The sequence below is a fragment of the Nonomuraea sp. NPDC004354 genome (assembly GCF_053602555.1).
In genome coordinates this window covers 232,423-246,087 of record NZ_JBSGDV010000014.1, presented here as the reverse complement: position 1 = coordinate 246,087, position 13,665 = coordinate 232,423, and the positions used below count along the sequence as shown (strand labels likewise).

Below are 13,665 nucleotides of genomic sequence, written 5' to 3'. Positions count from 1 at the left end.
CCGGGATGTTCGCCCTGGAGGTCGAGACGGCTCGCCGAGTCGGCGGTCGATCCGCGTCTCAGGCGACGTGACCGCCGGGCCGGATGTCGTCCTCGAGCGCCTCGACCGCGTCGCGCAAGCCCCGCAGCCCGATCTCCGTGCGTTCGACGTCTGTCGGATCGAACCGCCACTCGGTGGCCGGCAGTCGCATCTCCTCCTCCGGACGGCTCGCCTCGACGATGGTCAGTTCGGCCTCGACCTCGATCTGAAGCTCGTACAGGAACTCGTTCTCGCTGTCGGACGTGCTCATGTTTCCTCCATGCGTGGCTGGAACGGATGTCCGGCTGATCGCGTGGATCAGCCGGACGGCGATCTGGCCGGCGGCCATCAGTGGCCGGCGGCGGCGTTCTGGTCGAGCCAGTCGCGGTATCGCACCTTGCCCAGCACAGCGCCCTCACCCGGCACCAGGGTCCGCTCGCCCGGCACGCTGCCGAAGTAGCGCGCCCGCGGATCAGTCACCACCTCGCGCGCGTCGCCCCACGCCGCCAGCGCCTCGCGGAAGAACTCGTCCATCCGGACCTGCTCCGGTCCGGCCACCTCGAGCCTGCCGTTCAGCGGCGCGCCCGCCGCGACCCTGCCGACCTCCTGCGCCACCTCGTCACCCGCGATCGGCTGGAACCGCACCGGCGCGATCCGCACCTCGCCCTCCGCCGTGGCCTCGTCCGCGATGCTCCGCACGAACTCGAAGAACTGGGTCGCGTGCACCAGCGAGAACGGCACCCCCGAGGTCTCGATCAACCGCTCCTGAGCGATCTTCGCCGCGAAGTAGCCGTTCTCCGGCATCCGCTCGGTCCCCACCACCGACACCGCGACGTGATGGCCGACCCCGGCCGCCGCCTCCGCCGCCAGCAGGTTCCGCGTGGAGGTCACGAAGAAGTCCATCACCGCGGCCGGCTCGAACGACGGCGAGTTCGACACGTCGACCACCACCTGCGCCCCCGCCAGCACCTCGGCCAGCCCCTCACCGGTGAGCGTGTTCACCCCGGTGTTCGGCGCCGCGGCCACCGCCTCATGGCCATGTCCCCCCAGCTTGGTCACCAGCTTCGATCCGATCAGACCCGTCCCACCGACGACGACGACCTTCATCGCGAACCTCCTCCTGTCCACCAGCGGCACCCCGTGCGCCACCCGGTCGCCGGCTAAGACAAGACACCCCCCACACCTGTGACAACAACCGCGAAAATTCTCCGGAAATCAGGTCAAGGACCCGGGACCGGCTGGACGGCGTGCGAGCTGTTCGACGAGCTTGCCCGCGGCCGAGATCTCACGCATGAGCGCCGCGACCTCGGTGGGAGTCAGCGGGAATCAGCCTCCCGCTCCACCGATCCAGGACCAGACGAGGTCGATCCGCAGAGCGGGATGGTCCCCTGGCCGCGCCTGCCGTCCGCGGGTGAGTCTGCTTCACGACTCGCGTGAGTCTGTGAACCGCGGACCACGATCTTGCGCGCCGGCGCGGGCCGCGACGGCCGCGCTCCAGAGCGTGACGGCGACCAGGACGACGCAGATGGCCGCGACCAACGCGACTACGGCGGCCACACCGATCCACGGCGTCCCGAGCGGCAGCAGCAGGACGGCTGCGACGCAGCCCACCACAGCGGCGACTGAGATGACCGGCTCCGCGACGGCAAGCGCGTGCACCGCCCACAGCAGTGCGAGATACACGCCGACCGGGACGGCCACCGCGTAGCCGATCGCCTGCGGTGATGCCGCCACCTGGTGCCCGCTCTGCTCCACGGCCACCTCGAGCCCTGCGCCGAGAGCCGCAAGCGCCGCGAAGATGCCGTAGTGACCGTATCCCCACCAGTAGGACCGGTGACGGCGGTCACTGAGACCGGCCCCGGCCTGGACGAGGAAGTACAGCCACCACAGCGCGAACAGCAGGACGAGACCGGACCCGGCGACGACGACAAGGGGACCGCTGATCTGGCCCGATTCGAGCGCGCCTTCGACTCCCCGGCTCGCGGCCAGGACACTCTCACCCAGCAGAATGATCGTGAACAAGCCGTACCGCTCGGCGATGTGGTGCGGGTGCCAGTTGGTGGCCCTTTCCCGCTCCGCCCACCGCGGCACCGCCAACTCCAGGACGACCAGGCAGACGAAGAGCGGCAGCTGGAACGACGCGGGAACGACGCCCGCCGCCACGAGGGCCAGCCGGAGCAGCCAGCCCAGCTGCACGAGGCCGATGCCGGCCGCGTAACGGAAACCGGTGCGGCGGCTGGCCGGATCTTCCAGAGCGGCCCGCAGCCATTGCGCGACGAGCCCGGCTCTCATGATGAGGTAGCCCAGCGTGATGATCCCGAGGTCGGAGCGGCCGACCGCGGCGGGTACGCCGGCGGCCAGCACCAGCACCCCGGCCATCTGCACCATGGTCAGCACCCGGTAGAGGACGTCGTCGGTGTCGTAGGACGAGGCGAACCAGGTGAAGTTCATCCACGCCCACCAGATCGCGAAGAACACCTGGAGGAACGGGATCAGTTCGCTCAGGCCGTGACCGTCGGCGATGCCGTGCGCGAACTGCGCGGTCACGGCGGCGACCGCGACCACGAACGTGAGGTCGAACAGCAGCTCCAGCTGGCTTGAAACGCGATGCGGCTCGTCGATGGGACGCGAGCTCATCCGGACTCGAATCCGGAGGGTGGTACTGGCTGGTGGCACGGTCAAGCTCCTGTCACTGCGCGAGGTCCGGTCCGTCTCAAGGACAGGACAGTAGTGCGATCTGTGACAGCGGCCGCGAGCGCGTGCCCATGCCGCCTCCGGCGTCGGTCGCCGGCGTTCTCAGGTCACCACCACCCCGCTCTCGAAGGTGCGGATCACCGTGGCGGTGATGCCGTGGCGTGGCAGTTCCCCCTTCTCGGCGGCCTCCCAGCCGGTGTAGGTCAGCGCCCAGACGACGCGCTGGATCCACTCGGGGCTGGCGGCCGGGTCGAAGACGCCCTCCTCCTGGCCGCGCTTGATCAGGTCGAGGGTGGTCGGCACCGACATGTCGGGTTCGAAGCGGTCGGTGAACTCCTCCAGCACGTGCGGGTCGCCGAACAGGAACGCCAGCCGGTCGCCGGACTCCACCATGGCCGCGATCAGGCGTCGCATCGCCTCGAGCGCCGGCCCCTGGTCGATCGCGGCCGCGCGGACGGAGTCCTCCACCGCGCCGAAGGAGTCGACGATCGCGGCCGCCATCAGCTCGTTCCTGTCGGCGAAGTAGCGGTGCAGCGTGCTGCGGCCGACCTGGGCGGCCTCGGCGATGTCGGCGAGCGTCGCCTTGCGGTCGCGGGCGAGCGTGGCGGCCGCGGCGGCCAGGATCGCGCGGCGCGTACGGCTTCGGGTGCCGGACTCCGTCCTGGAAGTACTCACTCCCAGACCCTAACATCATCGTTTGACTTTGGGACATTGATGTCTCACTCTAAAACAATGAACTCCTATTCTCTGGTCGCCGAAGGGCTGACCAAGCGCTTCGGCGACGCCGCCGCGCTCGACGGGTTCGATCTGGCCGTGCGAGAAGGGACGGTGTGCGGGCTGCTCGGACCCAACGGCGCGGGCAAGACCACGGCCGTGCGCGTCATGACCACGCTGCTGCGGGCCGACGGCGGCAGGGCCACGGTGGCCGGCTTCGACGTGGCCGCCCAGCCCGCGCAGGTCCGCCGGGTCATCGGCCTGGCCTCCCAGGAGCCCGCCGTCGACGAGATCCTCACCGGCAGGGAGAACCTGGTGATGTGGGGCAGGCTCTATCACCTCGACGCCAGGCGGGCCCGTCGCAGGGCCGACGAGCTGCTGGAGCAGTTCGGGCTCGCCGAGGCCGCGGACAAGCGGATCAAGCACTACTCCGGCGGGATGCGCCGCCGCCTCGACCTGGCCGCCACGTTCATCCAGGCGCCCCGGGTCCTCTTTCTCGACGAGCCGACGACCGGGCTCGACCCGCGCAACCGCACCGAGGTGTGGCAGGCCGTGCGCACCATGGTCGCGGACGGCTGCACGGTGCTGCTCACCACCCAGTACCTGGACGAGGCCGACCAGCTCGCCGACCAGATCGCGGTGCTGCGCGGGGGACGGGTGATCGCCGACGACACGCCCGACCGGCTGAAGTCCTCGATCGGCGGCGACCAGCTCGACCTGGTGCTGCGTGACGCGCGGGACCTGCCGGAGGCCTGTGACGTCCTGGCCGCCTTCGGCCCTCCCGCGGCCGACCCCGACACCCGCAGGCTGACCGCGCCCGTGACCGACCGCATGCACGCCCTCGGCGAGGTCATGCGCGCCCTGGCGGCCAAGGGGATCGAGGTCGAGGACGTGGCCCTGCGCCGACCCACGCTGGACGAGGTGTTCCTGAAGGTGACGGCATGACACACGCGCTCACCGACGGCTGGGTGATCGCCAGGGCGTACCTGCTGCACTGGGTGCGCAACCCCGCCGCCATCCTGTCCCAGCTGCTGTACCCGATCGTGATGGTGCTGCTGTTCGGCTACGTCTTCGGCAGCGCGATGGCCGTCGCGGGCACGGACGGCGACTACCGCGAGTACCTGATGCCCGGCATGTTCGGCCAGACGATGGCCGTCGGCGTCACCAGCACGCTGATCATCACGACCACCCAGGCCTCCAGGGGCGTCACCGACAGGTACCGCTCGATGCCGGTCTCGCAGACGGGCGTGGTGCTCGGCCGGGCCCTGTCGGACATGGTGAGCTCGGCGCTGGAGCTGGCCGTGCTCATCGCGTGCGGCGTGGCGGTCGGCTGGCGCTGGCACAACGGGCCGGCGGCCGCGCTGGCCGCCGTCGGCCTGCTGCTGCTCCTGCGCTTCTCGCTCATCTGGGTGGGCATCTTCGCCGGGCTGAAACTGACCCCCGAGGCGGCGGGCGCGTCCTGGATGCTCATGCTGCCGCTCACCATGGTGGCCAACACGTTCGTCTCCCCCGCGCAGATGCCGGGGTGGCTGGGCTTCCTGGCCGAGTGGAACCCGCTCTCGGCGACGGTCGCCGCCTGCCGGCGGCTGTTCGGCAATCCGGGGTTCGCGGGCGAGTCGTGGGCGGCGGAGCACGCGCTGCTGCTGGCCGTCGCCTGGCCGGTGGCCATCACGCTGGTGTTCCTGCCGCTGTCGGCACGCGCCTACCGGCGACTGAGCCGGTGACCGTGGGCCGTGCCGTACCGCGCACAGGTCGCGGTACGGCACGGCCGGCTCAGGGGGTACGGCACGGCCGCCCGACTCTGCCGGTACGGCACGGCCGCCGGCTCAGGCGTTCTCCTCCTCCCGCTGCCGCTGGCGGCGGGTGAAGGCCCAGTTGACCAGCCACAGCAGCACGCCGATGCCGAGCAGCACGCCCGCCGTGACGTACACGGTGCCCGGCCGCCCGGTCAGCGGGCTGGCCAGCACGACCGCCATGACCGCGCCGATCGCCGGCAGCGCGGTCGGCGCCCGGTAATGGGCGTGCTCGACCTGCTCCCTGCGCAGCACCAGCACCGCGACGTTCACCACGGCGAAGACGCACAGCAGCAGGAACGCCGTGGTCTCGCCGAGCCCCGCGATCTCACCGGTGGAGATGAGACCGATGGCCAGCGCGGTGGTGAACAGGATCCCGACGACGGGGGTACGGCGGCGCGGGTCCACCATGCCGAGCCGGGCCGGGATGACCCGCTCGTTGGCCAGGCCGTACACCAGGCGTGAGGCCATCATCATGTTGATCAGCGCCGAGTTGGCCACGGCGAAGATCGCGATCGCGGCGAACAGCTGCGGCGGGAAGCCGAGCCCGCCCGCCTTGACCACCTCGAGCAGCGGCCCGTCCGACTCCTTCAGGACGCTGGCGTCGACCAGCAGCGAGGACGTCAGCGCGACCAGGATGTAGATGGTGCTGGTGATGGCCACGCCCAGGAAGATCGCGCGGGGGAAGTTGCGCGCGGGGTCCTGGGTCTCCTCCGCCATGTTCACCGAGTCCTCGAACCCGACGAAGGCGAAGAAGGCCAGCGCCGTGCTGCCCAGCAGCGCCAGCAGCAGCCCGCCGGAGTCCTCGGCGCTGATCTGCACCAGGCGCGACGGCTCTCCCGCGCCCGTCGCGACCGCGTAGACGCCGATCAGGATGATGATGATGAGGCCGGTCAGCTCGATCAGGGTGAAGACGATGTTGGTCTTGACCGACTCCGAGACGCCCCGGTAGTTCAGCGCCGCGACGGCGACGATGAAGATGATGCCCACCACGACCGACGGCAGGGTGACGAACTGCTGCAGGTACCTGCCGCCGATGGCCCGCGCGGCGGCGCTGGCCGAGGTGAGGCCCGAGCACATGACCGCGAAGGCCACCATGAACGTCAGGAACGGCTTTCTGAAGGCGAGCTGGGTGTAGAGGGCGGCGCCCGCCGCTCTGGGGTACTTGGTGACGAGCTCGACGTAGGACATGGCCGTGAACAGCGCGATCACGAAGCCGATGAGGAAGGGGATCCACAGCGCTCCGCCGACCCTGCCCGCGACCGTCCCGGTGAGGGCGTAGACGCCCGTGCCGAGGATGTCGCCGACGATGAATAAGACCAGCAGTTTCGGTCCGATGGCGCGCTTGAGGGACACCTGGGCTGGGGGTGTTGTCATGTGGATGCCCTGCCCGGCTCCGGTGATGTTGACACCCGCCAGTAATGTTGATACATCAACAACCATGGAATTCGGCCTCAACGTCCCCGCCGACGCCCGCCCGGGCGACGACCCCGTGCGCGCCGCCGTGCGCGCCGAGGAGCTCGGCTTCGACTTCGTCTCCACCAGCGACCACCCGTGCGGCGCCGCCCCCAGCTTCGAGACCTGGACGCTGCTGTCGTGGATCGCCGCCTCGACCTCGCGGATCCGCATCGCGACCAGGGTGCTCGGCGTGCCGTACCGGCCGCCGGCGATGGTGGCCAAGATGGCCGAGACGTTCGACCGGCTGTCGGGCGGCCGGCTGATCCTCGGCCTCGGCGGCGGGCACTCCGACGAGGAGTTCCGGGCGTTCGGGCTGCGGGTGCCCACCACCAGGGAGAAGATCGACGGCCTGGAGGAGGCGATCCACATCACCAGGGGGCTGTGGGAGCGGCCCGCCTTCACCTTCGAGGGCAGGCTCTTCCACACCGACGCCGCCGACCTGGAGCCCAAGCCGTCACGGCGGATCCCGATCTGGCTGGGCACGTTCGGGCCGCGGGCGCTGGAGCTGACCGGACGGCTGGCCGACGGGTGGATCCCCTCGCTGGGGTTCGCGCCGCCCGAGCAGGCCGTCGTCATGCGGGAGAAGGTGCTGGCCGCCGCCGAACGGGCCGGACGGCCGGCCCCCACGTGCGCCTACCACGTCGTCGTGCACGTCGGCGAGGATCTCGGGCGGCCCGGCATGGTCTCGGGCCCCGCCGAGGCGGTCGCCGAGCGGCTGGCGGGCTTCGCCGCGATGGGGTTCAGCACGCTCAGCCTCGCCCCGACCGGCCCGGGGGATCAGGCCGGGCTGCTGGCCGGCGAGGTCATCCCGCTGGTGCGCGAAGCCGTGCGCTGACGGCGCGCTGGCACCCGGCCGGCGCGAGAAGCCGTGTCCCGCTCATCCCGCTGGTACGCGAAGCCGTGCGCTTCCGCCGCGCTCACCCGGCCGGCGCGGCAAGCCGTGTCCCGCTCATCCCGCGGGGGTGGCGAGCCAGGCCGCGATCCCCTGCAGCAGTTCGGCCTTCAGGGCCTCGGGCGCGAAGGAGGCGGCGACGGTGGCCGCGGCCAGCTCGGCGAGCGTCTCGTCGCTGTCGCGGGCGTCGGCGTACTCCCGCAGTAGCGAGGTCTCCCCGTCGGTGTTGAGGGTGACGACCAGGCCGGCCTCGCGCAGGCGGGGCAGCGGGTGCTCGGCGCGCGAGGGCACGATGCCGAGCAGCACGTTCGAGAACGGGCACACCTCCAGCGGCACGCGATGTTCGCGCAGCTCGGCCACCAGGTCGGGGTCCTCGAGCACGCGGATGCCGTGGCCGATCCGCTCGGCGTGGCCCACGTCGAGCGCCTCGCGCAGGCTGTCAGGCCCGGCGGTCTCCCCCGCGTGGTGCACCAGGTGCAGCCCCGCCTCCCTGGCCACCTCCAGCACGTCGGCGAAGGGCGCCAGCGGGAAGCTCTCGTCGCCGGCCAGGCCGATGGCGATGACCTCGTCGTGGGCGGTGGCCAGCTTGAGCGTCTGCCACAGGCGTTCCGCGGGGCGCCGCCGGGAGTGGTCGAGGATGAGCCGACAGGTGATGCCGTGCTCGGCCTCGCCCTCGGCCAACCCTTCGAGCACGGCCAGCAGCGGCATCTCCAGATCGCCGAGCCGTTCGCCGTGGGCGGCGGCGGTGAAGGTGACCTCGGCGTAGCGGGTGCCCTGGGCGGCCTCGTCGGCGCAGAACTCGCGGGCGATCCTGCGGAAGTGGTCGGGGGTGCGCAGGGCGCCGCGCACCTGGGCGTTGAAGTCGGCGAACGGCCGGAAACCGGCGAAGACATCCGGGCGCCGCGCCTGGACCCCGAGATCTCGCAGCGTGGCAGGGCGGACCGTGCTCTCCAGGTGGACGTGCAGATGGGCCTTGGGCAGCAGCGCGATGTCTCTTACCGGGTCTCTCACTGGTGTGATCCTACGGAGCCCTCCTCAAGGCGCACACCTGCTTTTCCGGCGGTACGGCGGGGCGTCAGCCGACGTAGTCGCGCAACGCCTCGGCGCGGGAGGGGTGGCGCAGCTTGGACATCGTCTTGGCCTCGATCTGCCTGATGCGCTCGCGCGTCACGCCGTACACCTTGCCGATCTCGTCCAGCGTCATCGGACGGCCGTCGGCCAGGCCGTACCGCATCGAGATCACCCCGGCCTCCCGCTCGGACAGGCTGCCGAGGATCTGCAGCAGCTGGCGCCGCATCAGCGTGTAGGAGACCTGCTCGACCGGGCCGGGCGCCTCCGAGTCCTCGATCAGGTCGCCGAGCTCGGCGTCGCCCTCCTCCCCGAGCGGGGTGTGCAGGGAGATCGGCTCGCGGGCGTGGCGCTGCGCCTCCACCACCTTGTCGGGCTCCATCTCGACCTCGGCGGCGATCTCCTCCGGCGTCGGCTCGCGGCCGAGGTCGGCCAGCAGCCGCCGCTGCGCGGAGGCCACCTTGTTGATCACCTCGACCATGTGCACGGGGATGCGGATCGTGCGCGACTGGTCGGCCATCGCGCGGGTGATGGCCTGCTTGATCCACCAGGTCGCGTAGGTGGAGAACTTGAATCCGAGCGTGTAGTCGAACTTCTCGATGGTGCGGATCAGACCCAGGTTGCCCTCCTGGATCAGGTCGAGGAAGAGCATGCCGCGCCCGGTGTAGCGCTTGGCGATCGAGACGACCAGCCGCAGGTTGGCCTCCAGCATGCGCTGCTTGGCCCACCCGCCGTCCTCGGCGATCCACTCCAGGTCGGCCCGCAGCTCGGCGGGCAGGCCCGGCTCGGTGTCGAGCCGCTCTCGGGCGAACAGGCCGGCCTCGATCCGCTTGGCCAGGTCGATCTCCTGCTCGGCGGTGAGCAGCGGGACCTTGCCGATCTGCTTGAGATAGTCCTTCACGGTGTCGCGGCTGGCTACGGCCTCGGCCGTCAGGGTCGCGGTCATGCGTTCCTTTCCAAATTTAGTATGGACATAAGATTAGGATCAACCATAGATAGTGTCAACCTAAAATGATGTCGGACCTAAAAATTTGTGAGAGGGTGGTGCCCATGAGCACCGACGCGCTGGGTTTGAGGGAACAGAAGAAGCGAGAGACCAGGCAGGCCATCTCCGACCACGCTACCCGCCTGTTCGTGGAGCGCGGCTTCGAGCGGACCACGATTTCCGACATCGCCGCCGCCGCCAGGGTCGCGAAGATGACGGTCACCAACTACTTCTCCCGCAAGGAGGACATGGCGCTCGACCACCACGAGGAGTTCGTGGCCTCGCTGGCGGCGACGGTCAGGGGGCGGGCGGCCGGGCAGTCGGCGCTGGCGGCGCTGCGCGAGGCGTTCCTGGCGGCGGTCGAGCGGCGCGACCCGGTGATCGGGTTCGCGGGCGAGCCGTTCACCCGCATGATCGCCGACAGCCCCACCCTGGTGGCCCGCCTGCGCGAGCTGCACGAACAGCGGGAGGAGGCGCTGGCGGCCGAGCTGGGCGGCGACCTGGACGCCCGGGTCGCCGCCTCGGCGCTCGCCGGTGTCCACCGGGTGCTGTTCGCCGACCTGACGCGGCGCACGCTGGCGCACGAGGACCCCGACGCCGTCGCCGCCGCGCTGAAGGAGGCGGCCACGACCGCGTTCGGCCTGCTGGAGTCGTCGTTCGGCGGCTACGCCGTACGGGCGGCCTGAACGCCCGCCGCCGGCCGGGGGTTGCGGCGTGCCGACCGGCCGGAGGAGAAAGCTCCAGGTCAGCCGGGGTACCGTCCCATATGTAAGGATCCGGCGCCTCGGGGGTGGTGACTTTGGTGGGACGGTTCCCCCCTTCCGACGCTGTCGACGCCTTCGACGACGGACAGGGCCACGACGGCCACGACGACCACGACCTGATGGCCAGGGGCCTGACCGAGATGCTGGAGACGATCGGCGCCCACACCGGCGCGGTCTACCGTCTGTCTCCCGACGGCCAGGTGCTGGAACTACGGGTGATGCTGGGGCTGCCCCGGGAGTTCGTCCAGCCGTGGGAGCGGGTGAGCCGGTCCGCACCGGTCCCGGTGGCCGACGCGCTGCGCGAGCGGCGACTGGTGTGGGTGGGCAGCGCCCGCGACATGGTGCGCTGCTATCCGTCGATCGCCGTGGCCCTCCCCTACGACTACTCCCTGGCCGCGCTCCCGCTGTCGACCTCGGCGGGCGACTGGGGGGCGATGTTCATCGTCTGGTCGGGCTCCTATCCGCCACCACCGGCGCACATGCGCGACCGGCTCACGGCCGCCGCGGACACGCTGGCCCGCCAACTGGAGACGGCCACCGCCGGCGGCGGCCCCTCCCTGGAACGGGGCACCGGCTCGCTCGACGCGGCGCGCGCCGACCCGGCCGTCGCGCTCGGGGCGATGGTGGCCCGGCTGCCCGAGGGACTGTGCACCCTGGACGTCAACGGCCGCGTCACCTACGTCAGCCCGAAGGGGGCCGCCCTGCTCGGCGAGTCGCCGCTGCGGCTGATCGGCGCCCGGCCCTGGGTCGTGCTGCCGTGGCTGGACGATCCGGTCTACGAGGACCACTACCGCCGGGCGATGATCAGCCAGCGGCCGTCCTCGTTCGTGGCGCTGCGTCCGCCGGACCGGTGGCTGGCCTTCGACCTGTATCCCTCGATCTCCGGCATCACCGCGCGCATCACCCCGGCGCCTGCGGAGGCGCAGGCCGTCCCCGCCGCCACGCAGCCGATCGACGTGGCGCTGCCCGCCCGGGCTGGAGCGATCTACCACATCCTCCATCTGGCGAGCAGGCTGACGCAGGCCGCCGGGGTGCAGGACGTGCTGGACCTGGTCGCCGACCAGATCATGCCCGCGTTCGGCGCCCAGGCGGTGGCCCTGCTGACGGCCGAGGACGGACGGGTGCGGGTCGTCGGCCACCGGGGGTTCCCGCCGCACATCATCGAGCAGTACGGCAGGCTGTCCCAGACCGCGCCCACCCCGAGCGTGCGCGCGATGGTCACCGGGGTGCCCAACTTCTTCGAGTCGCACGAGGCGCTGTACCGGGTCTACCCGCTGGCCGTCGCGCCGGACGACGGCATGGCCGCCTGGGCGCTCATGCCGCTGATCGCCTCCGGCCGTCCCATCGGCACCTGCGTGCTCGCCTTCAGGGAGCCACACCGCTTCACCATCGAGGAGCGCGCCGTCCTCACCTCGCTGGGCGGCCTGATCGCCCAGGCGCTGGAGCGCGCCCGGCTGTACGACGCCAAGGTGGAGCTGGCCCACGGCCTGCAGCAGGCCCTGCTGCCGCACGCCCTCCCCCACGTGCCAGGGCTGGCCGCGGCCGCCCGCTACCTGCCCGGCACCGAGGGCATGGACATCGGGGGCGACTTCTACGACGTCATCCGCCTGCCCGGCGACGCCGCCGCGGCCGTCATCGGCGACGTGCAGGGGCACAACGTCACCGCCGCCGCCCTCATGGGCCAGCTCCGCACCGCGGTGCGCGCCTACGCCGCGGCCGGCGCCGATCCGGGCGAGGTCATGACCCGTACCAACCAGTTGCTCACCGACCTCGACCCCGGCCTGTTCGCCAGTTGCGCCTACGTCCATCTCGACCTGCGGCTCCGGGTGGCGCGCCTGGCCCGCGCCGGTCACCCCGAACCTCTCGTCCGGCATCCCGACGGCCGCGTGGAGGTGATCCACGTGCCGGGAGGGCTCCTGCTGGGCGTCGACCACGAGGCGGAGTTCCCGTGCACCGAGATCGCCCTGGAGGACGGCAGTCTCCTGTCGCTCTACACCGACGGCCTGATCGAGGTGCCGGGGCTCGACCTCGACGACGGCCTGGCCGCTCTCGGCGCCGAGCTCGGGCGTTCCGGCGACCTGCCGCTGACCGAACTGGCCGACATCCTGATGGGCGGCGCGCGCGGCGCCAACCGGCGCAGCGACGACGTCGCCCTGCTCCTGCTGCGCCTCACGGCCGAGGCGGCCTCCTAGCGCGCGACGGCGCCCTCCGCGGTGACCCTGATCTCCGCCTCCGGCCGTCCCGCGAAGGCGAGCATCCGGCCGGCCTCGGCCATGACCTCGGCCATGACCGCGGCGGGCAGCTCGCGGAAGGGCCTGATCTCCAGGCCCTCGCCGGTCAGCCACCACATGCCCGCGACGAACCCGTCGACCAGGATGACGGGGTTGGTGACCGCGCCGACGCACACCACCTTGCGGTGCTCGTCGGTCATCATGCGGGTGCGGTCGTCGTAGGCGAGGACCAGGTTGTCGAACCAGGGCAGGAACCGTACGGGGGCCGGGGCGTCCTCGGGGACCAGCTCGGCCTCGGGCAGGTCATACAGGGGGCGGCCGTTCTCGTCGGTGTGGCGGCGCAGCGGCATCCGCTCGACGACCTCGCGCAGCCTGGTCAGCCCCGACCAGACCTGGATGTCCTTCACGCCGGCCGGTCCGAACGCGGCCAGGTACCGCTCGATCATCCGCTCCACCGCCAGCTCGGCGGCCAGGGGGGCGCCGATCCACTCCTCGGCGAGCGTGAACGGCGTGGCGCCGCCCGTGCCCCAGATGCCGTTGGGCGGGGTGTGCACCAGGGGCAGCAGCGCCTGGGCCGACCAGCCGAGGGCCAGTGGCTGCACCTCGGGCCAGCGGGCGGCCAGCAGGTCGCGCAGCTGGGGGCGGGTCAGGGTCCGGCCGGTGAGCAGTTCCCTGGCCAGGGCGGCCAGCTCCTCCAGGTCGACGCCGCCGGTGGCCTTGCCGAAGGCGGCCTGGCGGGTGCGGGAGAGCGTGGCCTGCATGAGCGGGCGCAGCCACAGGTAGTCGGCGGCGGCGGTCAGGTGCTGGGTGCCGCGCAGCAGCGAGCCGCGCACGACCTGCCGGCCGTACAGCAGGCCGGACAGGTCGTCCTGGGTGAAGCCGGCCAGGCGTGACCACAGGCCGAAGTAGGGGGCGTCGATCTCCTGTCCCTGCACCGCCACGAGCCGGCGGACCGCCTCGAGCGGCGTCGTGTGCGCGCGGCGCAGCAGGAGCTGGCGGTCGAGGGCGGTGCGGTTGAGTGTCCTGCGCGTCAGCTTCATACCGGCGA

The 13,665-nt window shown here is 71.5% G+C and carries 12 protein-coding genes and 1 pseudogene; 5 read left to right on the top strand and 8 right to left on the bottom strand.

Features of this window, described 5'->3' with window-relative positions:
- Positions 1-58: 58 nt before the first annotated feature.
- The 4 genes from ACWENQ_RS32125 to ACWENQ_RS32110 form a co-directional block, all read right to left on the bottom strand.
- On the bottom strand, positions 59-289 hold the full coding sequence (locus ACWENQ_RS32125) for a hypothetical protein (protein ID WP_452417542.1): 231 nt from the start codon (positions 287-289) through the stop codon (positions 59-61).
- Between the two features lie 77 nt (positions 290-366).
- Positions 367-1,125 (bottom strand): SDR family oxidoreductase, encoded by a 759-nt coding sequence (locus ACWENQ_RS32120; RefSeq protein ID WP_449929020.1) that lies wholly within the window; start codon positions 1,123-1,125, stop codon positions 367-369.
- Between the two features lie 315 nt (positions 1,126-1,440).
- A complete protein-coding gene (locus tag ACWENQ_RS32115) occupies positions 1,441-2,655 on the bottom strand; it encodes a low temperature requirement protein A (RefSeq protein WP_452417541.1) in 1,215 nt (404 codons plus the stop codon).
- Between the two features lie 159 nt (positions 2,656-2,814).
- Positions 2,815-3,387: a TetR/AcrR family transcriptional regulator gene (locus tag ACWENQ_RS32110; protein ID WP_449929024.1), complete on the bottom strand. Its 573-nt coding sequence runs from the start codon at positions 3,385-3,387 to the stop codon at positions 2,815-2,817.
- Between the two features lie 39 nt (positions 3,388-3,426).
- Between ACWENQ_RS32110 and ACWENQ_RS32105 the strand changes: the two genes are divergently transcribed.
- Both ACWENQ_RS32105 and ACWENQ_RS32100 read left to right on the top strand, forming a co-directional pair.
- Positions 3,427-4,371 (top strand): ATP-binding cassette domain-containing protein, encoded by a 945-nt coding sequence (locus ACWENQ_RS32105; RefSeq protein ID WP_452417539.1) that lies wholly within the window; start codon positions 3,427-3,429, stop codon positions 4,369-4,371.
- Positions 4,368-5,150: an ABC transporter permease gene (locus ACWENQ_RS32100; protein WP_452417538.1), complete on the top strand. Its 783-nt coding sequence runs from the start codon at positions 4,368-4,370 to the stop codon at positions 5,148-5,150. The genes ACWENQ_RS32105 and ACWENQ_RS32100 overlap by 4 nt, the downstream gene beginning before the upstream one ends.
- 102 nt (positions 5,151-5,252) lie before the next feature.
- Here ACWENQ_RS32100 and ACWENQ_RS32095 read toward each other — a convergent pair whose 3' ends face one another.
- Positions 5,253-6,596, bottom strand: a complete 1,344-nt coding sequence (locus ACWENQ_RS32095) for an APC family permease (RefSeq protein WP_449929030.1) — start codon at positions 6,594-6,596, stop codon at positions 5,253-5,255.
- A 64-nt stretch (positions 6,597-6,660) separates the two neighbouring features.
- On the opposite strand from ACWENQ_RS32095, the gene ACWENQ_RS32090 reads away from it, so the two are divergent.
- Positions 6,661-7,512 (top strand): LLM class flavin-dependent oxidoreductase, encoded by an 852-nt coding sequence (locus ACWENQ_RS32090; protein WP_452417536.1) that lies wholly within the window; start codon positions 6,661-6,663, stop codon positions 7,510-7,512.
- Positions 7,513-7,626: 114 nt separating this feature from the next.
- Here ACWENQ_RS32090 and add read toward each other — a convergent pair whose 3' ends face one another.
- Positions 7,627-8,580: an adenosine deaminase gene (gene add / locus ACWENQ_RS32085; RefSeq protein ID WP_452417534.1), complete on the bottom strand. Its 954-nt coding sequence runs from the start codon at positions 8,578-8,580 to the stop codon at positions 7,627-7,629.
- Between the two features lie 64 nt (positions 8,581-8,644).
- Positions 8,645-9,565 (bottom strand): annotated as a pseudogene (locus tag ACWENQ_RS32080) (RNA polymerase sigma factor); the annotation flags it as partial.
- A 122-nt stretch (positions 9,566-9,687) separates the two neighbouring features.
- Here ACWENQ_RS32080 and ACWENQ_RS32075 point away from each other — a divergent pair.
- Together ACWENQ_RS32075 and ACWENQ_RS32070 are read left to right on the top strand one after the other, a co-directional pair.
- Positions 9,688-10,308, top strand: a complete 621-nt coding sequence (locus tag ACWENQ_RS32075; RefSeq protein WP_452417532.1) for a TetR/AcrR family transcriptional regulator — start codon at positions 9,688-9,690, stop codon at positions 10,306-10,308.
- A 116-nt stretch (positions 10,309-10,424) separates the two neighbouring features.
- Complete coding sequence (locus tag ACWENQ_RS32070) at positions 10,425-12,578, top strand: SpoIIE family protein phosphatase (RefSeq protein WP_452417530.1); 2,154 nt, start codon at positions 10,425-10,427, stop codon at positions 12,576-12,578.
- On the opposite strand, the gene ACWENQ_RS32065 is transcribed toward ACWENQ_RS32070, so the two are convergent.
- Positions 12,575-13,657, bottom strand: coding sequence for a winged helix DNA-binding domain-containing protein (locus ACWENQ_RS32065; protein ID WP_452417528.1), 1,083 nt, complete (start codon positions 13,655-13,657; stop codon positions 12,575-12,577). The genes ACWENQ_RS32070 and ACWENQ_RS32065 overlap by 4 nt on opposite strands.
- Between the last annotated feature and the right edge of the window lie 8 nt (positions 13,658-13,665).